Origin of the sequence: Pseudomonas sp. FEMGT703P (genome assembly GCF_002786345.1) — a bacterium.
Taxonomy (GTDB): domain Bacteria; phylum Pseudomonadota; class Gammaproteobacteria; order Pseudomonadales; family Pseudomonadaceae; genus Aquipseudomonas; species Aquipseudomonas peli.
Genome location: NZ_PGCM01000005.1, coordinates 397,555 through 422,985 on the forward strand (window position 1 = coordinate 397,555; position 25,431 = coordinate 422,985).

The 25,431-nt window shown below is 61.6% G+C and carries 18 protein-coding genes; 13 read left to right on the forward strand and 5 right to left on the reverse strand.

The features are described from left to right. Positions 1-54: 54 nt before the first annotated feature. Together CUR33_RS05690 and CUR33_RS05695 are read right to left on the reverse strand one after the other, a co-directional pair. The gene (locus CUR33_RS05690) at positions 55-753 is read right to left on the reverse strand and encodes a response regulator (RefSeq protein ID WP_289238957.1); all 699 of its coding nucleotides are present in this window, start codon (positions 751-753) and stop codon (positions 55-57) included. Next, complete coding sequence (locus tag CUR33_RS05695) at positions 728-4,126, reverse strand: ATP-binding protein (protein ID WP_289238958.1); 3,399 nt, start codon at positions 4,124-4,126, stop codon at positions 728-730. The genes CUR33_RS05690 and CUR33_RS05695 overlap by 26 nt, the downstream gene beginning before the upstream one ends. A gap of 279 nt (positions 4,127-4,405) precedes the next feature. Between CUR33_RS05695 and urtA the strand changes: the two genes are divergently transcribed. The 7 genes from urtA to CUR33_RS05730 all read left to right on the forward strand — a co-directional run bounded on the left by urtA (position 4,406) and on the right by CUR33_RS05730 (position 11,218). Beyond that, a complete protein-coding gene (gene urtA, locus CUR33_RS05700; RefSeq protein ID WP_167354429.1) occupies positions 4,406-5,635 on the forward strand; it encodes an urea ABC transporter substrate-binding protein in 1,230 nt (409 codons plus the stop codon). 101 nt (positions 5,636-5,736) lie between these two features. Next, on the forward strand, positions 5,737-6,654 hold the full coding sequence (urtB, locus tag CUR33_RS05705; protein ID WP_167354428.1) for an urea ABC transporter permease subunit UrtB: 918 nt from the start codon (positions 5,737-5,739) through the stop codon (positions 6,652-6,654). Between the two features lie 11 nt (positions 6,655-6,665). Then, positions 6,666-7,838 carry an urea ABC transporter permease subunit UrtC gene (gene urtC / locus CUR33_RS05710; RefSeq protein WP_289238959.1) on the forward strand — a complete coding sequence of 391 codons (1,173 nt, stop codon included), beginning with the start codon at positions 6,666-6,668 and terminating at the stop codon, positions 7,836-7,838. Beyond that, the gene (gene urtD, locus CUR33_RS05715) at positions 7,835-8,596 is read left to right on the forward strand and encodes an urea ABC transporter ATP-binding protein UrtD (RefSeq protein WP_289238960.1); all 762 of its coding nucleotides are present in this window, start codon (positions 7,835-7,837) and stop codon (positions 8,594-8,596) included. Before urtC ends, urtD begins: the two co-directional genes overlap by 4 nt. Positions 8,597-8,663: 67 nt before the next feature. After that, positions 8,664-9,353: an urea ABC transporter ATP-binding subunit UrtE gene (gene urtE / locus CUR33_RS05720; RefSeq protein WP_289238961.1), complete on the forward strand. Its 690-nt coding sequence runs from the start codon at positions 8,664-8,666 to the stop codon at positions 9,351-9,353. 220 nt (positions 9,354-9,573) lie between these two features. Then, positions 9,574-10,803 (forward strand): formamidase, encoded by a 1,230-nt coding sequence (gene fmdA / locus CUR33_RS05725; protein WP_167142659.1) that lies wholly within the window; start codon positions 9,574-9,576, stop codon positions 10,801-10,803. A gap of 67 nt (positions 10,804-10,870) precedes the next feature. Next, positions 10,871-11,218 (forward strand): FmdB family zinc ribbon protein, encoded by a 348-nt coding sequence (locus CUR33_RS05730; RefSeq protein WP_160085513.1) that lies wholly within the window; start codon positions 10,871-10,873, stop codon positions 11,216-11,218. Positions 11,219-11,427: 209 nt separating this feature from the next. Here CUR33_RS05730 and cra read toward each other — a convergent pair whose 3' ends face one another. After that, positions 11,428-12,414: a catabolite repressor/activator gene (gene cra, locus CUR33_RS05735; protein WP_289238962.1), complete on the reverse strand. Its 987-nt coding sequence runs from the start codon at positions 12,412-12,414 to the stop codon at positions 11,428-11,430. 228 nt (positions 12,415-12,642) lie between these two features. Between cra and ptsP the strand changes: the two genes are divergently transcribed. Genes ptsP through CUR33_RS05750 form a run of 3 tightly spaced genes read left to right on the forward strand, consistent with a single transcriptional unit; the run spans position 12,643 to position 18,158 of the window. Next, the gene (gene ptsP, locus CUR33_RS05740) at positions 12,643-15,504 is read left to right on the forward strand and encodes a phosphoenolpyruvate--protein phosphotransferase (RefSeq protein ID WP_289238963.1); all 2,862 of its coding nucleotides are present in this window, start codon (positions 12,643-12,645) and stop codon (positions 15,502-15,504) included. Beyond that, positions 15,504-16,424 (forward strand): 1-phosphofructokinase, encoded by a 921-nt coding sequence (pfkB, locus tag CUR33_RS05745; RefSeq protein ID WP_289238964.1) that lies wholly within the window; start codon positions 15,504-15,506, stop codon positions 16,422-16,424. The genes ptsP and pfkB overlap by 1 nt, the downstream gene beginning before the upstream one ends. A 12-nt stretch (positions 16,425-16,436) precedes the next feature. Next, on the forward strand, positions 16,437-18,158 hold the full coding sequence (locus tag CUR33_RS05750) for a fructose-specific PTS transporter subunit EIIC (RefSeq protein WP_289238965.1): 1,722 nt from the start codon (positions 16,437-16,439) through the stop codon (positions 18,156-18,158). 27 nt (positions 18,159-18,185) lie between these two features. Here the strand turns inward: CUR33_RS05750 and CUR33_RS05755 are convergent, their stop codons facing one another. Next, positions 18,186-18,965, reverse strand: a complete 780-nt coding sequence (locus tag CUR33_RS05755; RefSeq protein WP_289238966.1) for a TatD family hydrolase — start codon at positions 18,963-18,965, stop codon at positions 18,186-18,188. Positions 18,966-19,026: 61 nt separating this feature from the next. Here CUR33_RS05755 and CUR33_RS05760 point away from each other — a divergent pair, with 61 nt between their 5' ends. Continuing rightward, positions 19,027-19,401, forward strand: coding sequence for an endonuclease domain-containing protein (locus CUR33_RS05760; RefSeq protein ID WP_289238967.1), 375 nt, complete (start codon positions 19,027-19,029; stop codon positions 19,399-19,401). A gap of 122 nt (positions 19,402-19,523) precedes the next feature. On the opposite strand, the gene CUR33_RS05765 is transcribed toward CUR33_RS05760, so the two are convergent. Continuing rightward, the gene (locus tag CUR33_RS05765; RefSeq protein WP_282875007.1) at positions 19,524-21,107 is read right to left on the reverse strand and encodes a peptide chain release factor 3; all 1,584 of its coding nucleotides are present in this window, start codon (positions 21,105-21,107) and stop codon (positions 19,524-19,526) included. Positions 21,108-21,583: 476 nt separating this feature from the next. Here CUR33_RS05765 and CUR33_RS05770 point away from each other — a divergent pair, with 476 nt between their 5' ends. Both CUR33_RS05770 and CUR33_RS05775 read left to right on the forward strand, forming a co-directional pair. After that, positions 21,584-22,747, forward strand: coding sequence for a type III PLP-dependent enzyme (locus tag CUR33_RS05770; RefSeq protein ID WP_090249249.1), 1,164 nt, complete (start codon positions 21,584-21,586; stop codon positions 22,745-22,747). 241 nt (positions 22,748-22,988) lie between these two features. Further along, positions 22,989-25,310: a TonB-dependent receptor gene (locus tag CUR33_RS05775; protein ID WP_289238968.1), complete on the forward strand. Its 2,322-nt coding sequence runs from the start codon at positions 22,989-22,991 to the stop codon at positions 25,308-25,310. The last annotated feature ends 121 nt before the right edge of the window (positions 25,311-25,431 follow it).

Genomic DNA, 25,431 nt, shown 5'->3' on the forward strand with positions numbered 1-25,431 from the left:
CAAGCAAAACCCGCCACTTTGGCGGGTTTTTTTATGCCCGGCAGTCAGCGTGGCTCAGGCGCGTTCGGCCATCGCCGAGAGTGCCACCGAGGTGGCGGCTGTGCGAGTTTCCACGCCGAGCTTCACGTATACGTGCTCCAGGTGTTTGTTCACCGTGCGCGGGCTGAGGCCGAGGATGTCGCCGATGTCGCGGTTGGTCTTGCCGCAGGCCACCCAGCGCAACACTTCCACTTCACGTTCGGTCAGCTGAAAACGCGCCGAGAGGGTGGCATAGGCTGGCTCGTCGTTGAGCGTCAGCGGTTGCGCCTGACTGGCGGCGCGCGCCGTTTGCAGGATACGCGCGGTGCGCAGGTGTGAGGCCACGCGGGCGAGGACTTCCTCAGTGTTGATCGGCTTGGTCACATAGTCGATACCGCCAGCCTCGAAGCCTTTGACCACATGCTCGCTGTCGGTCAGGGCGGTCATAAACAGCACTGGAATGTCGGCAGTGGCCGGATCGGCCTTGATCCGCTGGCAGGTCTCGAAGCCGTCCAGCCCCGGCATCATCGCGTCGAGCAGAATCAGGTCGGGACGCCGGCGCTGGATGCGGCTCAGCGCGCTCAGGCCATCCAGCGCCACCAGCACCATGTAGCCCACTTCATCGAGGGCGTCGGAGAGCAGCGCCAGGTTGTCCGGGGTGTCATCGACGATCAGGATCACCCCGCGCTCGGCGGCGCTGCTGTGCTGCTCAGATGGATGGGTCAGCGCGTTCATGTTCGGCCTCCTTGAGTTGGCGGTTGAATTCGTCCAGACGGTAGCTTTTCACCAGGGCGCGCAGGGGCGTGGTAAAGCTGGTGCTGGCGGGTGTCAGCCGATCAATGGCGTCGAGTTTCTCCAGAATGCCGCGGATATAGCCCATGGCGCCGAGCTCGCGCAGCGCTTCGAGATCAGTGGCGCTAGGGCGAACAGCCGCATTTTGTGTGGCGGCCGGGAGTTGCAGCGTGCGCCGCAACCACTGCAGGTCGAGGTGTTTGTGGATGCGTTCGAGTAACTCGGGGGTATGCACTGGTTTGGCCAGGTAGTCACTGCAGTCGGCGCTGACGCTGCGTTCACGGTCATCGGCAAAGGCGTTGGCTGAGATCACAATGATTGGGGCCTTGCTCTGTGCGTTGCGGCGAATCAGTCGGCTGGTTTCCCAGCCGTCCATCTGCGGCATCGACAGGTCCATGAGGATCAGGTCAGGCTGCAGCAGCGCAACCTGGCGGATGGCTTCCTGGCCACTGGCGGCCTGGGCGATGCTGAAACCCAGCGGTTCGAGCATGCCGGCCAGAACGCGGCGGTGTTCGATATGGTCATCCACCACCAGAATCAGCCGGCGCCGGCCCTGATAACCAATGATGTCGTGCTCTACATGCACCACCGCCTGCGGCACGCGCACCTCGGAGAGGAACAGGCGCACCTGGAAGCTGGTGCCCTGGCCTTGCATGCTTTTGACTGACAGCTCGCCGCCCATCAGCGAGGTGAGCATGCGCGTGATGGTCAGGCCGAGGCCGACGCCGTTGTCCTGGCGCATCAGGTCGCCGCGCTCGAATGGCTGGAAGATCCGCTCAATCTGCTCGGGGTCGATGCCGATACCAGTGTCGACGATCTCGAAGCTGGCGGTTTCGCGCAGGTAGCTGACGCGCAGGCAGACCTCGCCGCTGTCGGTAAAACGCACCGCATTGCCGAGCAGGTTGATCAGGATCTGCCGCACGCGCTTCTCATCACCACGTACCACTGCCGGCATACGCCCACTGGTTTCCAGGCGAAAGCGCAGGCCTTTTTCCTCGGCCTGCGGGGTGAACATGCGTTCGAGTTGGTGGATAAATTCGGGGAAAGGGACTTCCGTCAGCTCCAGGTTGAGCTTGCCGGCCTCGATCTTGGCCACGTCGAGCAGCCCGTCGATCAGCGACAGCAGGTGCGAGCCGCTGCGAAAGATGGTGGCCAGGGCATCCTGATGTTGCCCCGGCATACCGGCATCGCGCTGCAGAATCTGCGTATAGCCGAGGATGCTGTTGAGCGGCGTGCGCAGCTCGTGAGACAGCCCGGTGACGTAGCGGCTCTTGGCGGCGTTGGCGGCTTCGCTGGCTTCCTTGGCTTTCTGCAGGGCTTCGTCGGTCTTGCGGTGAGCTTCGATCTCCTGCATCAGCAGCTGGGTCTGGCGGTCGGATTCCTCCTGGGCTACCCGCCGACTTTCGCGGGTCAGCACTACCCACCAGGCGAGAATCGCGGCGAACAGCGAGAGGGTCAGGAAGGCCTTGAGAAACGCCAGATAGAGGGTTTCCTGCGCCTCCGGCGATTGTGCCACCAAGCCCTGTGATACCTGGCTGTAGATCAGTGCCAGAGCGCCGAACAGCAGCGCCACCAATACCGTCAGTAAGCCCAGGTACTGCGCCAGGCGGCTGTGCAGGCGCGGGATCGAGACCCGTGGGAACAGCCAGCGAATAAAGTCATCGAGCTGCTCGGACAGCCGCGCCCGCGGCTTGCAGGCATCGCCGCAGCGCGCATCGAGCGAGCAGCACAGTGAGCAGATCGGCGTGCTGTAGGCAGGGCAGAAGGCCATGTCTTCGCTTTCAAAGGCGTTACTGCACAGGCCGCACTGCACCGTGGTGGTGACACCATGTGGATAGAGCAACAGCGGGTCGCTGCTGCGCGCCAGGTAGTAGCGCCCGCCGGTGAGCCAGGCAATCAGCGGGGCGAAGAGCATGGCCGAGCCCAGTGCAACGAGCGGCGAGGCGGCCTGGGCAAAGGCGCCGAACAGGCCGCCGTGGGCCAGCACCGAGAGCAGGGAGGCGATCAGCATGGCGCCCACCCCCACCGGGTTGATGTCGTAAAGATGCGCGCGCTTGAACTCGATGTGCTTGGGCGACAGACCCAGCGGCTTGTTGATCACCAGGTCGGCGACCACCGCACCGATCCAGGCGATGGCGATATTGGCGTACAGGCCGAGCACTTCTTCGATGGCCTGGAACACCCCCAGCTCCATCAGCATAAGCGCGATGGCGACGTTGAACACCAGCCACACCACGCGCCCCGGATGGCTGTGGGTGACGCGGGCAAAGAAGTTCGACCAGGCCAGGGAGCCGGCGTAGGCGTTGGTCATGTTGATCTTCACCTGGCTGACGATGACGAACAGCACCATGGCCGCCAGCGCCCACTCCGGTGAGCTGAATACATAGTTGAACGCCACCAGGTACATCTGCGTCGGCTCGGCGGCGCGTTCCATGGGGATTTCATGCTGCAAAGCGAGAAAGGCCAGAAAGGCGCCGGCGAGCATTTTCAGCGCACCGGGGATGATCCAGCCCGGCCCGGCCATCAGCAGCGCGGCCCACCAGCGCTTGCGGTTGCGCCGGGTCTTTTCCGGCAGAAAGCGCAGGTAGTCGACCTGTTCGCCAATCTGCGTGACCAACGCCAGGGCCACGGTGCAGGCGGCGCCGAAGTACAGCAGGTTGAACGCGCCGCCTTCCCCCTCGCGGCCGGCGAAGCTGGTCCAGTCGCTGAGTGCTTCGGGGTTTTTGCCGATGACGAAGATGTAGGGCAGGAACAGCAGAAACAGCCACAGCGGCTGGGTCCACATCTGCAATCGGTTGATCAGGGTGATGCCGTAGGCCACCAGCGGGATGACGATCACCGAGCAGATCACATAGGCCAACGCCAGCGGGATGTTGAAGTACAACTCCAGCGCCAGGGCCATGATCGCCGCCTCAAGGGCGAAGAACAGGAAGGTGAAGCTGGCGTAGATCAGCGAGGTGATGGTCGAGCCGATATAGCCGAAGCCGGCGCCACGGGTCAGCAGGTCCATGTCCACGCCATAGCGCGCGGCGTAGTAGCTGATCGGCAGGCCGGTGAGAAAGATCACCAGGCTTACCGCAAGGATCGCCCACAGCGTGTTGGTAAAGCCGTAGCTCAGCGCCAGAGCACCGCCGATGGCCTCCAGGGCGAGAAACGACACCGCGCTGAGGGCAGTGTTGGCGATGCGCAGCTCTGACCACTTGCGAAACGACTTGGGTGTGAAACGCAGGGCGTAGTCTTCCATGGTCTCGTCGGCGACCCAGCTGTTGTAGTCGCGGCGGATCTTGACGATGCGCTGGGTGCCGGTCGGCTGCACAAGGACGCTCCTGAGTCGTGGCTAATACGCTTGTTTGAATTTGCAACATCCATGCCCTGCGTCTGCAGCCGCCGTCCTTGCGCGCGCGAGCTTCTATCTGCCAGCAGCTCGGGCGTGAGCTTGCACCAGCGTGGGGCGCGGAGCTGTACGTCAGATGACGTATGCCGTTACGTCAACCTGCGTATACCGCCCGCGCCTGTGGCAAACGCATGCTGGTGGCGAACCGAACTGGTACCCGCAAGGCGAGCCAGGGAGGAAAACCACCAGAGGAGCACGACCATGGATTCACCGACTCGCTTTCTCCCTCGTCGGCTAGCGTTGGGTGCTGCGGCACTCTCGCTGCTGGCGGCCAGTGTGTTCAGCCAGATGGCCCTGGCCGACGTCAACACCACCGGCCTGGCCGTGACCGACACCGAAGTGACGGTCGGTCAGCTGCATTCGGCCACCGGCACCATGGCCATTTCCGAAACCGGTTCAATCCAGGCAGAGCGCCTGGCCATCGAGCAGATCAACGCCAGCGGTGGCATCCTCGGCCGGCAGATCAAGATCATCCAGGAAGACGGCGCCTCCGACTGGCCGACCTTCGCTGAAAAAGCCAAGAAGCTACTGGTCGGCGACAAGGTCGCTGCGGTATTCGGCTGCTGGACCTCGGCCTCGCGCAAGGCTGTGCTGCCGGTGTTCGAGAAGGAAAACGGCCTGCTCTACTACCCGACCTTCTATGAAGGCCTGGAGCAGTCGAAGAACGTTATCTACACCGGCCAGGAAGCCACCCAGCAGATCCTCGCAGGCCTCGACTGGATCGCCAAGGAGAAGGGCGCCAAGACTTTCTACCTGATCGGTTCGGACTATATCTGGCCGCGCACCTCGATGAAGATCGCCCGCAAGCACATCGAAAACGTGCTCGGCGGCAAGGTGGTGGGCGAGGAGTACTACCCGCTGGGCAACACCCAGTTCGGCTCGCTGATCAACAAGGTCAAGCTGAAGAAGCCTGACGTGGTCTTTACCGCTGTGGTCGGTGGCTCCAACGTGGCCTTCTACAAGCAGATGAAAGCCGCCGGCGTCACCAGCGCCAAACAGAACCTGCTGACCCTGTCGGTGACCGAGGATGAGCTGCTGGGCATCGGCGGCGAGAACATGGACGGTTTCTACGCCTCCATGAAGTACTTCCAGAGCCTCGACAACCCGAACAACAAAGCCTTCGTTGAAGCGTTCAAGGCCAAGTTCGGCAAGGACTCGGTGATCGGCGACGTGACCCAGGCCGCCTACCTCGGCCCATGGTTGTGGAAGGCTGCAGTCGAGAAAGCCGGCAGCTTTGACGTCGACAAGGTGGCTGCCGCATCGCCTGGCATCGAGTTGACCACTGCGCCGGAAGGCTACGTCAAGGTGCACGACAACCATCACCTGTGGAGCAAGACCCGCATCGGCCAGGTGCAGAAGGATGGCCAGTTCAAGGTGGTGTTCGAATCCGGCTTGATCGAGCCGAACCCATTCCCGAAAGGCTACCAGTAACAGCGGCGTAAGCCGGACTCAGGGCAGGGCGTACCCGCGAGGGTGCGCCTGACGCCTGTACGGGCTGACGTGTTTCTTTCTTCCAGCTGGAGACCATCATCATGGAATGGCTATCGGAATTTGGTGCCATCGCGGCCATGCAGGGTTTCAACGGTTTGTCCGTGTTCTGCGTTCTGCTGCTGATGGCCCTGGGGCTGGCGATCATTTTCGGCCAGATGGGCGTGATCAACATGGCCCACGGTGAGTTCCTCACCATCGGCGCCTACACCACCTACGTGGTCTCGGTACTGACCGAGCAATACGCGCCGTTTTTCGGCCCGTACTATTTTTTTCTCGCCATCGTGCTGTCGTTTTTTATCGCCGGTGCGATTGGCTGGCTCGCCGAGTGGGCGATGATCAGCAAGCTCTACCAGCGCCCGCTGGACACCTTGCTGGCCACCTGGGGGCTGTCGCTGGTGATGCAGCAGGCCTTCCGTTCGATTTTCGGCGCCCGCGAAGTCAGCGCCACCTTACCGGAGTGGCTAATGGGCTCGTGGAACCCTACCGAAGCCATCGACATTCCGCGTAACGGCTTGTTCGTCATGGGCCTGACCGTGCTGATGACCGGCATGATCTTCCTCATGCTCTACCGCTCGCGCTGGGGCTTGCAGGTGCGCGCCACGGTGCAGAACCGGGTGATGAGCCGCGCCGTGGGGATCAATACCAAGAAGGTTGACCGCATGACCTTCGCCCTCGGTTGCGGCGTGGCCGGGGTGGCGGGTGCGGCCTTCACCACCATCGGCTCCACCGGGCCGACCGCAGGTTCCCTGTACATCGTCGACACCTTCCTGGTGGTGGTCTTCGGCGGCGCGTCGAGCCTGCTTGGCACCATCGCCTCGGCCTTCAGCATTGCCCAGGCGCAGTCGCTGATGGAGTTCTTTATGAGCGGTTCGATGGCCAAGGTGTTCACCCTGTCTGCGGTGATCCTGATTCTGATGTTGCGTCCGCAAGGGCTGTTCTCCATCAAAGTGCGCAAGTAAGGAGCCGTCCCATGAACCCGACACTCGATAAGTTTCTTGGCGGCAAGCAGGGCGCAATTGGCCTGGCGGTGCTGGCTACATTGATCCTGGTGGTGTTCCCGCTGGCGCTGGATGCCTTTCGCCTGAACATGGTCGGCAAGTACCTGACCTACGCCTTTGTTGCCGTTGGCCTGGTGCTCTGCTGGGGCTACGGCGGCATTCTCAGCCTTGGCCAGGGCGTGTTCTTCGGCCTCGGCGGCTATTGCATGGCGATGTTTCTCAAGCTCGAAGCCAGCGACCCGGAAAGCACCAAGATCCAGTCCACCCCCGGCATTCCAGACTTTATGGACTGGAACCAGATCACCGAACTGCCGCTGCTCTGGCAGCCGTTCCACAGCTTTGGCTTCACCCTGCTGGCGGTGATTGCGGTGCCGGTGATATTGGCGCTGGTGATTGGTGTGGCGATGTTCAAGCGCCGTGTCGGTGATGTGTACTTCTCCATCGTCACCCAGGCGATTGCGCTGATTCTCACGGTGCTGATCATCGGTCAGCAGGGCCTCACCGGCGGGGTCAATGGCATCACCGATCTGAAAACCCTGATGGGCTGGGATATCCGCGACGACAGCTCGAAGATGATCCTCTACTTCATCAACGCCTTCCTGTTGTTCGGCTGCATCCTGATCGGTCGCTTTATCCTCGCCTCCAAGCTCGGCCGCCTGCTGATGGCCATGCGCGACAAGGAAGAGCGCGTGCGTTTCTCCGGTTACGACGTGGCCAGTTTCAAGATCTTCGTGTTCTGCGTGGCGGCGGCGTTCTCGGCCATCGGTGGGGCGATGTTCGCCTTGCAGGTCGGCTTTATGTCACCGAGCTTCGTCGGCATCGTGCCGTCGATCGAGATGGTGATCTTTGCCGCCGTCGGCGGACGTATGTCGCTGCTCGGTGCGGTGTATGGCGCCCTGCTGGTCAACTACGGCAAGACCTACTTTTCCGAAACCTTCCCCGAGCTGTGGCTGTACCTGATGGGCGGCCTGTTTATCGCCGTGGTCATGTACTTCCCCAACGGCCTCGCCGGCCTGTGGGAAAGCCACGGGCGCAAATGGCTGGGCAAGCTGGCTCGCAAACCTGCAGCGCCGGCCACGCCAGCACCTGTTGCTGAGGCCCCGGTGGCCAGCAACCAACCCCGTGAACTGGAGACCACACCATGAGTCAGCCAAGTGCATTTCAGATGCCCAAACCGGTGCTGGCCATCGAGGGCCTGACCGTATCGTTCGATGGTTTCAAGGCGGTGGACGACCTCAACCTGTACATCGACCGCAACGAAGTGCGGGTGGTGATCGGCCCCAACGGCGCCGGCAAGACCACGGTGCTCGACCTGATCTGCGGTAAGACCAAGGCCACCGCCGGCAGCATCCAGTTCGAGAACCGTGAGCTGACCAAGATGCGTGAGTTCGACATCGTCCGCGCTGGCGTCGGGCGCAAGTTCCAGAACCCCTCGATTTACGAAAACCTCACGGTGTTCGAGAACCTGGAAATGTCCTATCCCAAGGGGCGCAAGGTGTTCGGCGCGCTGTTCTTCAAACGTACCGCCGAGGTGATTGCGCGGGTCGAACAGATAGCGGCGGAAATCATGCTTACCGACAACCTCTACCTGCAGGCCGACCTGCTGTCCCACGGGCAGAAGCAGTGGCTGGAGATCGGCATGCTGCTGATGCAGGACCCGGCGCTGCTGATGCTCGATGAGCCGGTGGCCGGCATGAGCGTTAACGAGCGCATGCAGACTGCCGAGTTGCTCAAGCGCATCAGCAAGGGTCGTTCGGTACTGGTGATCGAGCACGACATGGAGTTCGTCAAAAGCATCGCGCACAAGGTCACCGTGCTGCACCAGGGCAAGGTGCTGGCCGAGGGCAGCATGGAGGCGGTGCAGAACAACCCGAAAGTGATTGAGGTGTATCTGGGGCATTGAGTTGCTTCACGCATTCATCGGCGCTAGCCCGGATGGCATCCGGGTCACGTTCAACAAGGAGTTTTCCATGTTCCAGATCAGCAACCTCGCCTCCGGCTATGGCCAGAGTCAGATCCTCCATGACCTCAACCTGAATGTGGCCAAGCGCGAGATTGTCGCGGTGATGGGCCGTAACGGTATGGGCAAGACTACCCTGTTCAAAAGCCTGATGGGCGTGCTGCCGCAGTGGGGCGGGCAGATCAGCGTGGATGGCTGCGACATATCCAAACTGGAGACTCATCAGCGAGTCGAGAGCGGCATCGCCTACGTGCCTCAGGGCCGGATGATCTTCCCCAGCATGACCGTGCTGGAGAATATCCAGACGGGTTTGCCAGCCTCCGCCAAGGGCAAGGTGCCGGACGATTTGTATGCGCTGTTCCCGGTGCTCCAGGAGATGCGCCATCGCAAGGGCGGCAACCTGTCTGGCGGTCAGCAACAGCAACTGGCCATCGCCCGCGCGCTGGCTACCAACCCCAAGGTGCTACTGCTGGATGAGCCGACCGAGGGCATCCAGCCATCGATCATCAAGGACATCGCCCGCACCCTGAAGGAGATCCGCAACCTGCGTGACCTGACCATCGTGGTCTCCGAGCAGGTGCTGTCGTTCACCATGGAAATCGCCGACCGCTTCCTGGTGATCGAGAAGGGCAAGTTCGTGGTCGAGGAGAGCCGCGACAAGGTCGACGAAGCGACCATCAGCCGTTATCTATCGGTGTGATGGCTCACCCGTAGTAACTCAAGTTTCAAGCTTTGCGGCTGGCGTGTTCTCCATGCGCTGGCCGCTTTTTCGCGTCCGCGAAAAATCCTGCAGGCCTTATGAACGCTGATGCAGGGCATACGTCATCCGACGTATTTGCGGTTTTTCGCCGCCGTTGAAGACTAGCTCCGTACCCGGCGCCGTGGCGCCAAGTCCCCTCAATGGTCTCAGGAGCTTTGTCATGACCGAAACGCTGATCAAGGTCGACCTCAACCAGCCCGCCACCGAAAACGAGCAGATCCACAACCGCTGGCACCCGGATATTCCGATGGCCTGCTGGGTCAAGCCGGGTGACGATTTCATCCTCGAAACTTATGACTGGACCGCCGGTGCGATCAAGAACAACGACGATGCCAGTGATGTGCGCGATGTGGATCTGTCCACCGTGCATTACCTGTCCGGCCCGGTGGGCGTGCACGGCGCTGAGCCTGGCGATCTGCTGGTGGTCGACCTGCTCGATATCGGCGCGATGCCCGACTCGCAGTGGGGCTTCAACGGCTTCTTCTCGCGGCAGAACGGCGGTGGTTTTCTCACTGATCACTTCCCGATGGCGCAGAAGGCCATCTGGGACTTCAAGGGCATGTTCACCAGCAGCCGACACATTCCCGGGGTTAACTTCGCTGGGTTGATTCACCCTGGCCTGATTGGCTGCCTGCCGGACCACAAGATGCTCGCCGACTGGAACAAGCGCGAGCAGGAGCTGATCGACACCGACCCGCACCGCGTGCCGGCTTTGGCTAACCCGCCGATGGCGCCGACTGCACATATGGGCAAAATGAAGGGCGAGGCTCGCGACCTGGCAGCACTAACCGGCGCACGCACCGTGCCGCCGCGCGAGCATGGCGGTAACTGCGACATCAAGGATTTGTCCCGCGGCTCGAAGATCTTCTTCCCGGTGTATGTGAATGGCGCCGGGCTGTCGGTGGGCGATCTGCACTTCAGCCAGGGCGACGGCGAGATCACCTTCTGCGGCGCCATCGAGATGGCCGGCTGGGTGCATATGAAGGTCGAGCTGATCAAAGGCGGCATGGCCAAGTATGGGATCAAGAACCCGGTGTTCAAGCCGAGCCCGATCACCCCGAACTACAAGAATTACCTGATCTTTGAAGGCATCTCGGTGGACGAGGCCGGCAAGCAGCATTACCTGGACGTCAACATCGCCTACAAGCAGGCCTGCCTGAATGCCATCAATTACCTGACCAAGTTCGGTTACTCGCCGGCCCAGGGCTATGCGCTGCTCGGTTCGGCACCGGTGCAGGGGCATATCAGCGGTATCGTCGACGTGCCCAACGCCTGCGCCACCCTGTGGCTGCCGACGGAGATTTTCGAGTTCGATATCAACCCCAACGCCAACGGGCCGACCAAGTTCCTCGATGGCAGCATCGACCTGCCCATTGCCCCGGACAAGTAACCCGATGACCCCTCTCCCGAATACGGGAGAGGGTGGTTGCTTAGCCACGATGAAGAGGAGCGACGCGATGCCGATCTACGAATACGACTGCACCGATTGCGGTGATTTCACCCAGCTGCGGCCAATGGCCGAGCGTGACCAGCCCTGCAGCTGCCCCTGGTGTGGAGGGGCCAGCGCGCGGGTGATTCTCAGTGCGCCGAGCCTGGCAACCATGTCCGGTAGCCAGCGCCGTGCCATTGCGGCCAACGAGCGCAGTGCCAATGCACCACAAACGGTTGAGGAGTACGCGCAGAGCCGCAAGCACCCAAAAGGTTGTGGTTGCTGCACACCGAACAAACCTTTGGCGCCAACCAAGGCAAATCCCCATGCGCTCAAGACCAAACCCAGCGCACGGCCTTGGATGATCAGCCACTGAAGCTCTTGCGGGTGAGCTGCAGGGGCGTTGTATATAAATGCATTCAAGATCAATCGTTTAGCCCACAGTAATGGTGCAAAACACTGTGGATAAGGTGTGCGGCCCTGGCGCTTGGTCAAGCGGCTTGCGTTCTGCATGGCGCTGGTTGTTTATTGACCAGTTGCTTCACATAGTCGGGCCGCGTGCCCTGCGGCAGCCCTGCGTATGCGCTACATGCGCGCTCTGAAGCGGCGGCTGATGGCTTCGATACCCGGTTGATAGTCAGCCTGCTCTACGGCTTGCAGCGCCCAGGCCATCACCCGTTCGGCGATCTGCTCATGTTGCTGGCTGGTGGTGTTGACCCGCATCGGCAGAAAGTCGAGTAACCGGGTGTCGCCGAATGTGGCCAGGCGCAGTGCCGACCAGGCGGCATCGGGCTGCTGATAAATCGCGTCCAGCACGCCCTCAAGCAAGACATACGCGGTGGTGATCAGTGCATCCGGCGGCCCCTCTGCAGCAATCAGATCGTGCATCTGCTGGTAGCCACTGTCACGGCTGAAGTGCTCGCTGTGATAAACGCTGACGCGCCCGTCGAAATCCGCCAAGGCCTTGTGGAAACCACGTTCGCGTGCCTGGCTGATCACCAGTTCCGGGCGTGCGCCGAGCAGGGCGATATGCCGGGGTTTGGGCGTCAGCAGGCTGTGCGTCAACTGCTGGCCAGCCGCTTCATCATCACTGATCACCGAACGAATGTGGCCGGGGCAAAGGGCCCGGTCCACCGCAATGATCGGCAAGCCGTCGCTGACCAGCTTGGGGTAGAGCGGGTCGTCCTGTGGCAGGCAGCTGGCGACGATCAGCGCCGCACAGCGGCGTGAACGAAACAAGCTGATCAACTGCCGCTCGCTGTTCGGGTTGTCATCAGAGCTGGCAATCAGCAACTGATACCCGGCGGCGCGGGCCTTCTGTTCCAGCAGCTTGGCCAGGCGGGCGTAGCTGGGGTTTTCCAGGTCCGGGAGGATAAAGCCCAGACAACGGCTGTCGCCACGGCGCAGCCCCGCGGCCTGCTGGTCGGGACGATAGCCGTATTGCTCGACCACCGCCTGCACCCGTTCTACGGTTGTGGGACTGATCCGCCGCTGAGCAGCTTGGCCATTGATCACATAGCTGGCGGTGGTTACCGAGACCGCTGCCAGCCTGGCGATGTCACTGAGTTTCACGGGCGTAGCACTCTTTCACTGAGGGATATCCGGGCTGGAATACAGGGCCGCGCGGGGTGCCGGTTGCGGGCGCTGGCCACTGTGCTGTTATCCGTGCCGGGCTTCAAGGATTACCCATAATCAGCTAAGGTGCCACTGCTTGATGAATCGTTTCAGCAATGTTGTTCATCAGGCGGGTTTCAAGCCAGCCGCGACACCTTGTCAAACCGGATAGCCAGAGGAATACCCATGCTCGAACTTGATGCCAGCCAGATCCAAATGGGCTGCCATGCGGCGGATAAGGCGCAGGCACTGGCCATGCTGAGCGAGGCGCTGGTCGAGGGTGGGCTGGCCACTGCCGCGTATCTGCAAGGTTTGCAGGCTCGTGAGGCGCAGGGTTCGACTTTTCTTGGGCAGGGCGTGGCGATCCCGCATGGCACGCCGCAAACCCGCGATCACGTTCTGCGTACCGGAGTGCGGTTGATCCAGTTTCCCGAGGGGGTCGACTGGGGAAATGGTCAGCAGGTGTACCTGGCTATCGGCATTGCTGCGCAGTCCGATGAGCACTTGTACCTGCTGCAATTACTCACTCGCGCGCTGGGGGAGGGCGATCTCAGTCAGGCGCTGCGTCAAGCGCGCGAGCCCGAGCAGCTCGTCGAACTGCTGCAAGGTGCGCCACAGGCGCTGGCACTGGACGGCCAGTTGGTCGGGTTGGGGCTGCAAATAGAGGACTTTGACGAGCTGCTGTGGCAAGGCGCGCGGCTGCTGCGCCAGGCCGAGTGTGCCAGCAGCGGCTTTGCCCTGGGCTTAGCGCGCAGCGAGCCGCTGCCCCTGGGCGAGGGGCTGTGGTGGCTGCACAGCGAACAGAGCGTGCTGCGCCCCGGTTTGGCGTTTGTCACCCCAGCGCAGCCCCTGCAGTTTCGCGGAGAGGTGCTGAAAGGGCTGTTTTGCCTGGCCAGCCAGGGCGAGGCGCACCGTCAGGCCCTGGAGAGGTTGTGTGATGTGCTGATCGGCGGCCGCGCTGCCGAACTGAGTGAAGCCAATGACAGCCGCCGGGTGATCGAGGCGCTGGGCGGCGAAGTCGCCCCGGACTGGCCGAGTTTGACTCTGCCGCTGCTCAATGCCCATGGTTTGCATGCGCGCCCGGCCAAGGTACTCAGCGAGCTGGCGCAGCGTTTTGGTGGCGAGTTGCGCGTCCGCTTGAGTGGCGGTGAAGGGGCTGGGGTATCGGTGAAAAGCCTCAGCCGTTTGCTGTCGCTGGGTGCGCGGCGTGGGCAGATGCTGCACTTCAGCGCCGAGCCGAGTATTGCCGCCGATGCCTTGCCCGCCCTGCAAGCGGCGCTGGAAAGCGGTTTGGGCGAGGCAGTGGAACCGTTGCTGGCCGAGCAGGGCGCGGCGCTGTTGCCGGCGGCTGCGCACGTGCCAATGGCGCCGCCCGCGGGCAGTCAGTTGATGGCGGTGGCGGCATCGCCCTGCATCGCCATCGGCCCGGCGCTGGTGCGGATCTTTCCGCGCTTTGAATATGCCGAGCGCGGCAAGGGTGTTGATGCCGAGCGGCAGCGTCTACAAGCGGCGCGTGCGGTGGTCGCCGGGCAGGTTCAGCGCCTGGTCGACGGTGCCGGTGTGGCCAGTATTCGGGAAATATTCAGCGCTCACCTGGCGATGCTCGATGATCCCGCGCTGATTGATGATGTTGAGGCTCGGCTCCTCGCCGGGGCCAGCGCCGAAGCGGCCTGGCAACACGAAATCGATGCTGCTGCGCAGCGTCAGGAGGCGTTGCACGACGCGCTGCTGGCCGAGCGCGCGGCGGATTTGCGCGACATCGGCCGGCGTGTGCTGGCGCAGTTATGCGGCGTTACTTTGCCTGACGAGCCGCGCGAGCCCTACATCCTGGTGATGGATGAGGTGGCGCCCTCGGATGTCGCCGGTCTCGATCGGCAGCGTGTAGCCGGTATTCTCACCGCGCGCGGCGGGGCCACTGCGCACAGTGCGATCATTGCCCGCGCCTTGGGTATTCCTGCGCTGGTCGGTGCCGGTGAGGCGGTGCTGGCGCTGGCGCAGAACACCCTGTTGTTGCTGGATGGCGACAGCGGGCTGCTGCGCGTAGCACCGGATCAGGCCACCCAGCAGCAGGCCCTGCGTGAGCGCGAGGCGGCGCAACTGCGCCAGCAGCAGGCCCATGCCGAGCGCCTGCACCCGGCCATCACCCGTGATGGTGTGCAGATTGAGGTGGCCGCGAATATTGGTGCCAGTGGCGAAACCGCCGAAGCCGTGGCTCTGGGTGCCGAGGCGGTCGGCCTATTACGCACTGAACTGGTGTTTATGGAGCACGCCCAAGCCCCGAGCCAGGCGGCGCAGGAGCGCGAATACCGGCGTGTGCTGGATGCCCTGGGCGGACGACCGCTGGTGGTGCGCACCCTGGATGTCGGCGGCGACAAACCGTTGCCTTACTGGCCGATGCCGAGTGAAGAAAACCCCTTCCTTGGCGTACGCGGCATTCGTCTTAGCCTGCAACGCCCGGACATTCTGGAAACCCAGCTGCGCGCCTTGCTTGCCTCGGCTGATGGGTGTGCGCTGCGGATCATGTTTCCCATGGTCAGCACGGTTGAAGAGTGGCGTGTGGCGCGCGATATGGCACAGCGTCTACGCGAAGAAATCCCCGTGGCAGACCTGCAACTCGGGATCATGATCGAAGTGCCCTCGGCTGCGCTGATGGCTCCGGTGCTGGCGCGGGAAGTGGACTTCTTCAGCATCGGCACTAACGACCTGACTCAGTATTGCCTGGCCATCGACCGCGGCCATCCGACCCTCTCGGCACAGGCTGACGGCTTGCATCCAGCGGTGTTGCGACTGATCAGCATGACGGTCGACGCCGCGCATGCCCACGGTAAGTGGGTCGGCGTGTGCGGCGAGCTGGCCAGTGATCGTTTGGCGGTGCCGCTGCTGGTTGGCTTGGGGGTGGATGAGCTGAGTGTGTCACCGCGCTCGATTGCCCTGGTCAAGGCGCGCGTGCGCGAATTGACCATGAGCGCCGCACGCACCCTGGCTGAGCAGGCGCTGACGCTCGACAGCGCTGCGGCTGTGCGTGCCCTGATCGCGGGGATGCATTGATGGCCCGTATCCTGACCCTGACCCTGAACCCTGCGCTGGACCTAACGGTTAGCCTCGACAAGCTGATCCCCGGTGCAGTCAATCGCAGCCTGGGCCTCACGCGTCACGCCGCTGGCAAGGGGCTGAATGTCGCCCAAGTATTGGCTGATCTGGGCCATCACCTGACGGTCAGCGGTTTTCTTGGCAGCGACAATGCGCAGCCATTTGAAAATTTGATGCAGGCCCGTGGTTTTACCGATGCCTTTATCCGCGTGCCGGGCGAGACCCGCAGCAATATCAAACTGGCCGAGGCCGATGGGCGGATTACCGATCTCAATGGTCCTGGTTTGCAGGTCGAGGACGAGCACCTGCAGAGCCTGCTCGATAACCTGACACCGCTGGTGGCGGGGCACGATGCGATTGTGGTGGCCGGTAGCCTGCCGCGTGGCGTGAGCACAGCGTGGTTTGCCGCGTTAGTGCATCGGCTCAAAGCCAGTGGCGTGCCGCTGGTGCTCGACAGCAGTGGCGCGGCGTTGCAGGCCGCGTTACCCATTGCGCCCTGGATGATCAAACCCAACGAAGAGGAGCTCAGCGAGGTCTGCGGCAGCGACCTCACGGCGGCTGTGCGTAAATTACGCGGGCAAGGCATTGAGCATGTTGTGCTGTCGCGGGGCAGTGCCGGTGTCGACTGGCATGGCCCCGGCATTGCCTTGCGCGCCATACCGCCTCGCGTTGAGGTCGTCAGCACAGTCGGTGCTGGCGATTCGCTGTTGGCTGCCAGCCTGCACGGCCTGCTGCAAGGTTGGCCGGCTGAACGCACCTTGCGTATGGCGACGGCGGTGGCTGCGCAGGCGGTGACGCAGATCGGTTTTGGCATCCATGACCGCGAACAATTAGCCCGCTTAGAAGCCGCTGTGCGGCTACAGCCCTTGCAAGAATAAGAGGCATTGACCATGAATCTGCTGATCATTACCGCCTGCCCCAATGGCCAGGTCACCAGCGTGTTGTGCTCGCGGCTGCTGCAGGCCGCCGCCGAACGCCTGGGGTGGAAGGCCAAGGTTGAGGTTCAGGATGCGCGGGCTATCGGCTCGCCATTGAGCGCGGCGGATATCACCGCGGCCGACCTGGTACTGGTGGTGAAAACCGGCGAGCTGTCGCTGAGCCGTTTTGTTGGTAAGCGCCTGGTGCAGTCCACGCCCGCTGATGCCTTGGCTGACCCGCAACGCTTCCTACGAGAGGCGGCTGAACGCGCGGAGCCCTATGTCGAAGAGGCTGCGGTTGCCAGCAGCGTGCGACGCTTGGTTGCCGTGACCGCCTGCCCCACCGGTGTGGCACACACGTTTATGGCAGCCGAAGCCTTGCAACAGGCGGCGGCGCGCATGGGCATCGTGCTGCAGGTGGAGACCCGCGGCTCTGTCGGTGCACGCAATCTGCTGGATGACGCCACCATTGCTGCCGCCGACGCCGTTCTACTGGCGACCGATATCGAGGTAGACACTGCCCGTTTCGCCGGTAAAAAAGTCTACCGCTGCGGCACGGGTGTGGCACTCAAACAGCCACAACAAACGCTGGAGCGTGCTTTTGCTGAAGCCCGCCCTCTGACGGGCGAGCCGTCAGAGGTCAGCGCGAATCCATCACCCAGCGAGAAAAGCGGTCCCTACAAGCACCTGCTCACGGGTGTGTCCTACATGCTGCCGATGGTGGTGGCTGGTGGTTTGTTGATCGCCCTGTCATTTGTCTTCGGCATCGAGGCGTTCAAGCAGGAAGGTTCGCTGGCCGCCGCGCTGATGCAGATTGGCGGGGATGCAGCATTCAAGCTGATGGTGCCGTTGCTGGCCGGTTATATTGCCTATTCGATTGCCGACCGGCCGGGGCTGGCTCCTGGGATGATTGGCGGGCTGTTGGCCAGCTCCTTGGGCGCAGGCTTTCTCGGTGGCATTGTGGCCGGCTTTTTGGCGGGCTATTCGGCCAAGGCGTTGGCGCGTTGGGTCAAGTTGCCGACCAGCATAGAAGCGCTCAAACCCATTCTGATCATCCCGCTGCTGGCCAGCCTGTTTACGGGGTTGGTGATGATCTTTGTGGTCGGCAAACCGGTTGCCGGCATGCTCGCCGCGCTGACCGTGTTTCTCGACACCATGGGCACGTCCAACGCGGTGCTGCTGGGGCTGTTGCTTGGCGGCATGATGTGCGTGGACCTTGGCGGGCCGATCAACAAGGCCGCTTATGCCTTCTCGGTTGGCTTGCTGGCCTCGCAGAGCTACGCCCCCATGGCCGCGGCCATGGCCGGCGGTATGGTACCCCCCATCGGCATGGCGATTGCCACCGTGCTGGCGCGGCACAAGTTCGCGCAAAGCGAGCGCCAGGCAGGCAAGGCCGCTGGTGTTTTGGGGCTGTGTTTTATCTCCGAAGGGGCGATTCCGTTTGCCGCGAAGGACCCGTTACGGGTGATTCCAGCGAGCATTGCTGGAGGGGCACTGACCGGTGCTCTGTCGATGTATTTCGGCTGCAAGTTGATGGCCCCGCATGGTGGCCTGTTTGTGTTGTTGATCCCCAACGCGATTAACCATGCGCTGTTGTACCTGTTAGCCATTGTTGCGGGCAGTCTGCTGACCGGGGTGAGCTATGCACTGTTGAAACGTGCGGACACTCAGCCTCTGGTTGAGGCGGCGGCATAAGCCCGCGACGTATGGTTTCGCCCCAGGTCAGTCCCAGCAAAACAACTTGGTGGCATTGCGGCTGCTGGCGCTGGCCAGCTCTTCGGCACTGATGCCGCGTAGCTCGGCCAGGGCCGCGCAGATGTCCGGCAGGTAGTCCGGGCTATTGCGCTGGTTGGGGTGCATGGACGGCGCCATATCGGGTGAGTCGGTTTCCAGAACGATAGCCTCCAGCGGCAATTGCGCCACCACCTTGCGCAGGCGCAATGCCTGCGGCCAGGTGGGGGCGCCGCCGAGGCCGAGTTTGAAGCCTAGCTTGAGGTATTCCCTTGCTTCTTCAGTGCTGCCGGCAAAGGCATGGATGATGCCGCCACGTGCTGGCTTTAGGCGTTTCAGCGTGGCGATCGTCTCCGCATGGGCGCGGCGTACGTGGAGCAGGGCGGGCAGCTCGAATTCGCTGGCGAGTTTGAGCTGCGCTTCGAACAGCTGTTGCTGCCGTTCGCGGTCCAGCTGCTCAAGAAAATAGTCCAAACCGAACTCGCCCACGGCGCAAAGCTTGGGGTGGCCGGCGCAGCGAGTCAGCCAGTCACGCAGTTCGCTCAGGTGTTCTGGCTGGTGTTCATCCAGGTATACCGGGTGCAGGCCGAACGCCGCATACAGGCTGTCTTCGGCTTGCACCAGATCCCACACCCGCTGCCAGTTGGCCTGATGCACACCCAGAACCACCAACCGCTCAATGCCACGGCTGCGGCAGCGCGTCAGTAGCTCGCTGCGATCCGCATCGAAATCGGGGAAATCCAGGTGGGTGTGGGTGTCGATCAGGCGCATGGGCTAGGGTTTGTTCAAATAGTGGGCTTTGCAGGGAGCAGGGTAGCTTATGGACGGGCTCATGAGGGAGCGTGCCAGAACGCTGCGGCGTGAGATGACCGAGGCAGAACGGTGTCTTTGGTATCAGCTGCGCGCCCATCGTTGCATGGGGCTTAAGTTCAAGCGGCAGAAGCCGTTGGGCCGTTACATCGTGGATTTCGTGTGCCTGGAGATAGGCCTGGTCATTGAGCTGGATGGTAGTCAGCATGCTGAGCAGGCGGCCTATGACGAGCAGCGTGATGGCTGGCTAAGGACGCAGGGCTTTGACGTTCTGCGTTTCTGGAATCATGAGGTGCTGCTGCAAACAGATGCGGTGCTGGAGCGGTTGCGCTTATGGGTGGAGCGCAAGCGGCTCTCTCCCCCAGCCCCTCTTCCGCAAGCGGGCGAGGGGAGTTGACCGCGTAGCTTGTTGGATTAGTAATTCAGCCAATGATCGAGGCGGCGCTAGCGTATCTACAACCTGCTGCGTTCGGCTCCCTCTCCCGCTGGCGGGAGAGGGTTGGGGAGAGGGTGGATGGCTTAGTGGTGTTCGCGGGTGGCGCGGAATTTTACGTCCGGCCAGCGCTCTTCCATCAGGCTCAGGTTGACCCGCGTCGGTGCCAGGTAGGTGAGGTGGCCGCCGCCATCCAGGGCGAGGTTTTCCACCGCCTTGTTGGAGAATTCTTCGAGCTTCTTCTTATCGCTGCAGTCGATCCAGCGCGCCGACCAGACCGTGATCGGCTCGTAGGCGCACTCGACCTTGTATTCCTCTTTCAGGCGGCTGGCGACCACGTCGAACTGCAGCACACCGACCGCGCCGAGGATGATGTCGTTGCTTCGCTCTGGGAAGAACACCTGAGTCGCGCCTTCTTCGGCCAGCTGTTGCAAGCCCTGGCGCAGTTGCTTGGATTTCAGCGGGTCCTTCAGGCGCACGCGGCGGAACAGTTCTGGGGCGAAGTGCGGGATACCGGTGAAGCCCAGCGCTTCGCCTTCGGTGAAGGTGTCGCCGATCTGGATGGTGCCGTGGTTGTGCAGGCCGATGATGTCGCCAGCATAGGCCTCGACCAGCATTTCGCGCTCGCTGGAGAAGAAGGTCAGGGCGTCACCGATGCGCACATCCTTACCGGTACGCACATGGCGCATCTTCATACCCTGGCTGTATTTGCCCGAGCAGATACGCATAAAGGCGATGCGGTCGCGGTGCTTAGGGTCCATGTTCGCCTGGATTTTGAACACGAAGCCGCTGAATTTCTCTTCCACCGGCTCTACGGTGCGCTCGTTGGCGATGCGGGCCAGCGGCTTGGGTGCCCAGTCGACTACCGCGTCGAGTACATGGTCGACGCCGAAGTTGCCCAGTGCGGTGCCGAAGAATACCGGGGTCAGTTGGCCGTCGAGGAACTCCTGCTGGTCGAACTCGTGGCAAGCACCCTGTACCAGTTCCAGCTGCTCGACAAAACGCTCGTACTCGTCGCCCAGGTGGGCGCGGGCCTCATCGGAGTCGAGGTGCTGGATGATCTTGGTTTCGGTGCGCTCGTGGCCGTGGCCCGGGGTGTAGACGATGATGTAGTCGTCGGCCAGGTGGTACACACCCTTGAAGTCGCGGTAGCAGCCAATCGGCCAGGTGATCGGCGCTGCTTTAATTTTCAGGACGGCTTCGATCTCGTCGAGCAGTTCGATCGGGTCGCGGATATCGCGGTCGAGCTTGTTGATAAAACTGACGATCGGCGTGTCGCGCAAGCGGCAGACATCCATCAAGGCGATGGTGCGTGGCTCAACGCCTTTACCGCCGTCGAGCACCATCAGCGCGCTGTCCACGGCGGTCAGGGTGCGGTAGGTGTCTTCCGAGAAGTCTTCGTGGCCGGGGGTGTCGAGCAGGTTGATCATGTGCTCGCGATACGGGAACTGCATCACCGAGGTGGTGATGGAGATGCCGCGCTGCTTCTCCATCTCCATCCAGTCGGAGGTGGCATGGCGGTCGGACTTACGCGACTTAACCGTACCGGCCACGGCGATTGCCTTGCCCATCAGCAGCAGCTTCTCGGTAATGGTGGTTTTACCGGCGTCTGGGTGGGAAATGATGGCGAATGTACGGCGTTTGCCGACTTCGGTGGCCTGGATGCTCATTGTGCGGGAACCCGTCGACTGAATAGTCGGTCTGTCAAAAAAGGCGGCGATTATAACGGTAAACGTCGGCCAGCGCGGCGACCTGTAGTCAGTGCGCAAAACCTGGGTTTTTTCGCGCGTTGTGCAGCATTTCATGGCGTTTTGTTTTGAATATAAAACGTTCAATCAATAAGGCGACAAAGAGGAGCAAAAGCACGGCATTTTTGATTGATCTCAGCCCCCCATGGCCCTAAAGTTCGCGCCCGAACGTCCATGCTGGCAACGATCCATCCGGCTCAAGTACTGACGACGAGAGGCCCACAGGGTTCTCGGCGACATGCCTTGGGAAGTAGGCGAACCAAAGTGGGGAAACTGATCAGACGTTCTACCTGTGCGGGTTAGCCGCCAGGTCTCCCTAAATGGTGGGCAACGGGCTGCGTACGCAGCGGTTGCCTGACTAAAACTGTGTTAACGGGTTCAGCCAACTGGAGTTCCGCATGCCGATCAAGGTCGAAGACTATTACGCACCCGCTACGTTTCAGCGCATGAAGGCGTTTGCCGATACTCAGGAAACCCCGTTCGTGGTCATCGATACCGCGATCATCAGCCAGGCTTACGATGACCTGCGCGCTGGTTTCGAATTCGCCAAGGTGTATTACGCAGTCAAGGCCAACCCGGCGGTCGAGATTATCGACCTGCTCAAGGAAAAGGGCTCCAGCTTCGACATCGCCTCGATCTATGAGCTGGACAAGGTCATGGGCCGTGGCGTCAGCCCGGATCGCATCAGCTACGGCAACACCATCAAGAAATCCAAGGACATCCGCTACTTCTACGAGAAGGGCGTGCGCCTGTTCGCCACCGACTCGGAAGCTGACCTGCGTAATATCGCCAAGGCTGCGCCGGGTGCGAAAGTCTATGTACGCATCCTCACCGAAGGCTCGACCACGGCCGATTGGCCGCTGTCGCGCAAGTTCGGCTGCCAGACCGACATGGCCATGGACCTGCTGATCCTCGCCCGTGACCTCGGCCTGGTGCCTTACGGCTTGTCCTTCCACGTTGGCTCGCAGCAGCGCGACATCTCGGTATGGGACGCGGCGATTGCTAAGGTCAAGGTGATCTTCGAGCGTCTTAAAGAAGAAGACGGCATTGAGCTCAAGCTGATCAACATGGGCGGCGGCTTCCCGGCCAACTACATCACCCGTACCAACAGCCTGGAAACCTATGCCGAGGAAATCATCCGCTTCCTCAAGGAAGACTTTGGCGATGACCTGCCGGAAATTATCCTTGAACCGGGCCGCTCGCTGATCGCCAACGCGGGCATTCTGGTCAGCGAAGTGGTGCTGGTGGCGCGCAAGTCGCGTACCGCGGTCGAGCGCTGGGTGTATGTCGATGTGGGCATGTTCAGTGGCCTGATCGAAACCATGGGCGAGGCGATCAAGTTCCCGCTCTACACCGAGAAGAAGGGTGAGATGGAAGAGGTTGTCATCGCGGGGCCGACCTGCGACAGCGCTGACATCATGTACGAGAACTACAAGTATGGCCTGCCGCTCAATCTGGCCATCGGTGACCGTGTCTACTGGCTGTCCACTGGCGCCTACACCACCAGTTACAGCGCTGTGGAGTTCAACGGCTTCCCGCCGCTGAAGTCGTTCTACCTGTAATACGCAGGCTACACGCTACGCAAAAAGGCACGGGCTCACCCTCGTGCCTTTTTTGTGCCCGCAATCTTCTGCCTCTGATCCGTCAGGTGCCTGCCGTTATTGCAGGCGTGTGGGCTTCAGTTCTGGGTGTTTCGCCGTAACAATTTTGTTACAAACGAGTTGCTGTAAACGAGATGTAAAGATTGATTGAGAGTGCTTACTAATTAGAATTGCGCCAGATTTTTAAGTCTGAGCGATTCTCATGAACAACTACGATAAAAAGCGCAGAAGTCTCCCGCAACGCCGCCTGCTGGCCAGCGCCATCGGTTTAGCCATCGCATCCTGTGCCAGCCACAGTTTGGCTGCCGACGCCGATAAAACCCCGGTTGAGCTGGGCAGCGTCACGGTCAAAGGTCAGCAGGACGACGGCTACAAGGTCGATAAGGCCTCCTCACCAAAGCAGACTGCAGCGCTGTTGGATACGCCGCAAACCTTCAGCGTGATCCCTGAAGCGCTGTTCAAGGAGCAGGGCGCGCGCAACCTGACTGACGTGCTGAGCAACACGCCTGGTATCAGTTTCAATGCCGGCGAGAACGGCTTTGCCAGTGGCACCAACAATTTCAGCCTGCGTGGTTTCGACACCAGCGGCAGCATCTTTATCGACGGTGCGCGCGACAACGGCAGCTACACCCGCGACGTTTTCAACGTCGAGTCGGTTGAAGTGGCCAAGGGCCCGGCGGCCGATAACGGCCGGGGGGGTGCAGGGGGCTACGTCAACCTCGTGACCAAGACGCCAACCCTGGAAGAATTTATCGGCGGCGGCATCAGCTATGCCTTCGACCAGTACGATTCCGAGGCGCGCAAGCGCATGACCCTCGATACCAATCAGGTGATTAACGACAGCACCGCAGTGCGCCTCAACCTGCTGCTGGAAGACAGCGGTGTGGCCGGGCGTGAGCATGCCGAGAAGAACAGCTGGGGCATCGCACCTTCGATAGCGTTTGGCTTGGGCACCGATACGCGCGCGATCTTCGCCTATGAGCATGTACAGATGAATGATCGTCCTGACCTTGGGGTGGCCGGGGTGGCGCTGCGCGACAAACTCAAGGGTGCCGGCACGCCCTATGACCCGTCCGTTTGGTCGGCGGACCGTGACACGTTCTTCGGCCTAAAGTCGGATTTCGACGACACCACCAGCGATGCATTGCTGTTTCGTATTGAGCAGGATCTTGGTGCTGTCACCACTGTGAGCAACCAGACACGCCTAGCGCGGGTGGATCGTCAGGCGCGGTTTACCCATGTGCTGGATGACGATAACAATGCCAATGCCGCGCTGGTCAATGTGCAGCGTCAGCAATACGACCGGGTCAACACGTCCCTGAGCAACATCACCAACCTGTCCATCCAGTTTTCGACCTGGGGTATTGCCCACAACCTGTCCACTGGGCTGGAGTTGACTCACGAGAAGTCCGAGTCGCTGGCATTCGCTTCACAGACCTTACCCGGCCTGGTCAATGTGTTTGACCCGGACTGGTCGCGCAGTGTGACGGCAGCACTGGCCCCGCGTGATCGCACCAAGGTGGATGTGGATACTGCCGCGCTTTATGTTTACGACACGCTGGAGTTCAACCCGCAGTGGCAACTCACCGGTGGCCTGCGCCTGGAGCAATACGAGGCCAGCATCAGCAGCCGTAACCTGAGCAGCGGTGCCGCTACGGCGGGCGATGGTTTCAATGACACCGAGTTGAGCCTGGGCGGCAAGCTGGGCCTGGTGTACAAGCCACTGCCGAATGGCAGCCTCTACACCGCGTATGGCGTTTCCACTCAGCCGCCAGGCTCCTACCTGTCGAACTCCGATATCTCGCGAGCCGACCAGGGGCTGCCCGCGCTGATCAAGGGGGCCGACCCGGTGCGTGCGCACAACTATGAAATCGGCACCAAGTGGGATTTCTTCGACAAGCGTCTCTCGACCGCGGCGGCGTTGTTCTACACCGTGAAGAAAAATGTGGCCATCACCGGGCTTGATGTTGGCCAGACCGGCAGCGCCACGCTCAAAGGGTATGGTGAACAGGCCGTCAAAGGGCTGGAGTTGAGCGCTTCGGGCAAGCTCACCGATAACTGGAGCGTGTTTGGCGGCATCGTCTTTATGGACAGCGAACGTAAGCACAGCGCTTATCTGGATGACGTACGTCGTCGCGCGAATGCTGGGGATTACGGCACTGAGCTGCGTACCAATGGCGACGAGCTGGCCTTTACGCCAAAAGTCTCCGGCAACCTGTGGACGACCTACCGCCTGCCGGTCGGGCTGACCTTCGGTTTGGGTGCGCAGCATGTCGGCTCATCGTACCTAGGGCGTCCGGATGATGCCGAGCGTATGGTCGCCAATGGCCGCTTTGGTCGTGTGCCGAGTTACACCACCTTTGCGGCGATGGCTTCTTATGAAGTGAATGCCAATGTGGATGTGCGTCTGAATATCGATAATCTGACGGATGAGGAATATGTTGCTTCAGCCAACTGGCAAGGTCGCCGTGCTTTGTTGGGTGACCCACGCACCGTAACCTTGAGCACTGATTTCCGTTTCTAAGTCACATACGCAGCAAACAAACGCCCCGAATACCGTTGGTATCCGGGGCGTTTTATTTTCCCGCTGCAGTGGTTGGCTGGCGCATTGAGGTGGAGGCTGAGCGCTTTTTATTGGGCTGGAT

Excerpts from the sequence above, each read along its gene's own strand:
- urtB (WP_167354428.1), top strand. The coding sequence starts at position 5,737 with ATGGAATGGCTATCGGAATTTGGTGCCATCGCGGCCATGCAGGGTTTC.
- fmdA (WP_167142659.1), top strand. The coding sequence starts at position 9,574 with ATGACCGAAACGCTGATCAAGGTCGACCTCAACCAGCCCGCCACCGAA.
- urtA (WP_167354429.1), top strand. The coding sequence starts at position 4,406 with ATGGATTCACCGACTCGCTTTCTCCCTCGTCGGCTAGCGTTGGGTGCT.
- urtD (WP_289238960.1), top strand. The coding sequence starts at position 7,835 with ATGAGTCAGCCAAGTGCATTTCAGATGCCCAAACCGGTGCTGGCCATC.
- CUR33_RS05770 (WP_090249249.1), top strand. The coding sequence starts at position 21,584 with ATGCCGATCAAGGTCGAAGACTATTACGCACCCGCTACGTTTCAGCGC.
- CUR33_RS05730 (WP_160085513.1), top strand. The coding sequence starts at position 10,871 with ATGCCGATCTACGAATACGACTGCACCGATTGCGGTGATTTCACCCAG.
- CUR33_RS05750 (WP_289238965.1), top strand. The coding sequence starts at position 16,437 with ATGAATCTGCTGATCATTACCGCCTGCCCCAATGGCCAGGTCACCAGC.
- CUR33_RS05760 (WP_289238967.1), top strand. The coding sequence starts at position 19,027 with ATGAGGGAGCGTGCCAGAACGCTGCGGCGTGAGATGACCGAGGCAGAA.
- urtC (WP_289238959.1), top strand. The coding sequence starts at position 6,666 with ATGAACCCGACACTCGATAAGTTTCTTGGCGGCAAGCAGGGCGCAATT.
- pfkB (WP_289238964.1), top strand. The coding sequence starts at position 15,504 with ATGGCCCGTATCCTGACCCTGACCCTGAACCCTGCGCTGGACCTAACG.
- CUR33_RS05690 (WP_289238957.1), bottom strand. The coding sequence starts at position 753 with ATGAACGCGCTGACCCATCCATCTGAGCAGCACAGCAGCGCCGCCGAG.
- CUR33_RS05755 (WP_289238966.1), bottom strand. The coding sequence starts at position 18,965 with ATGCGCCTGATCGACACCCACACCCACCTGGATTTCCCCGATTTCGAT.
- urtE (WP_289238961.1), top strand. The coding sequence starts at position 8,664 with ATGTTCCAGATCAGCAACCTCGCCTCCGGCTATGGCCAGAGTCAGATC.
- ptsP (WP_289238963.1), top strand. The coding sequence starts at position 12,643 with ATGCTCGAACTTGATGCCAGCCAGATCCAAATGGGCTGCCATGCGGCG.
- CUR33_RS05765 (WP_282875007.1), bottom strand. The coding sequence starts at position 21,107 with ATGAGCATCCAGGCCACCGAAGTCGGCAAACGCCGTACATTCGCCATC.
- CUR33_RS05775 (WP_289238968.1), top strand. The coding sequence starts at position 22,989 with ATGAACAACTACGATAAAAAGCGCAGAAGTCTCCCGCAACGCCGCCTG.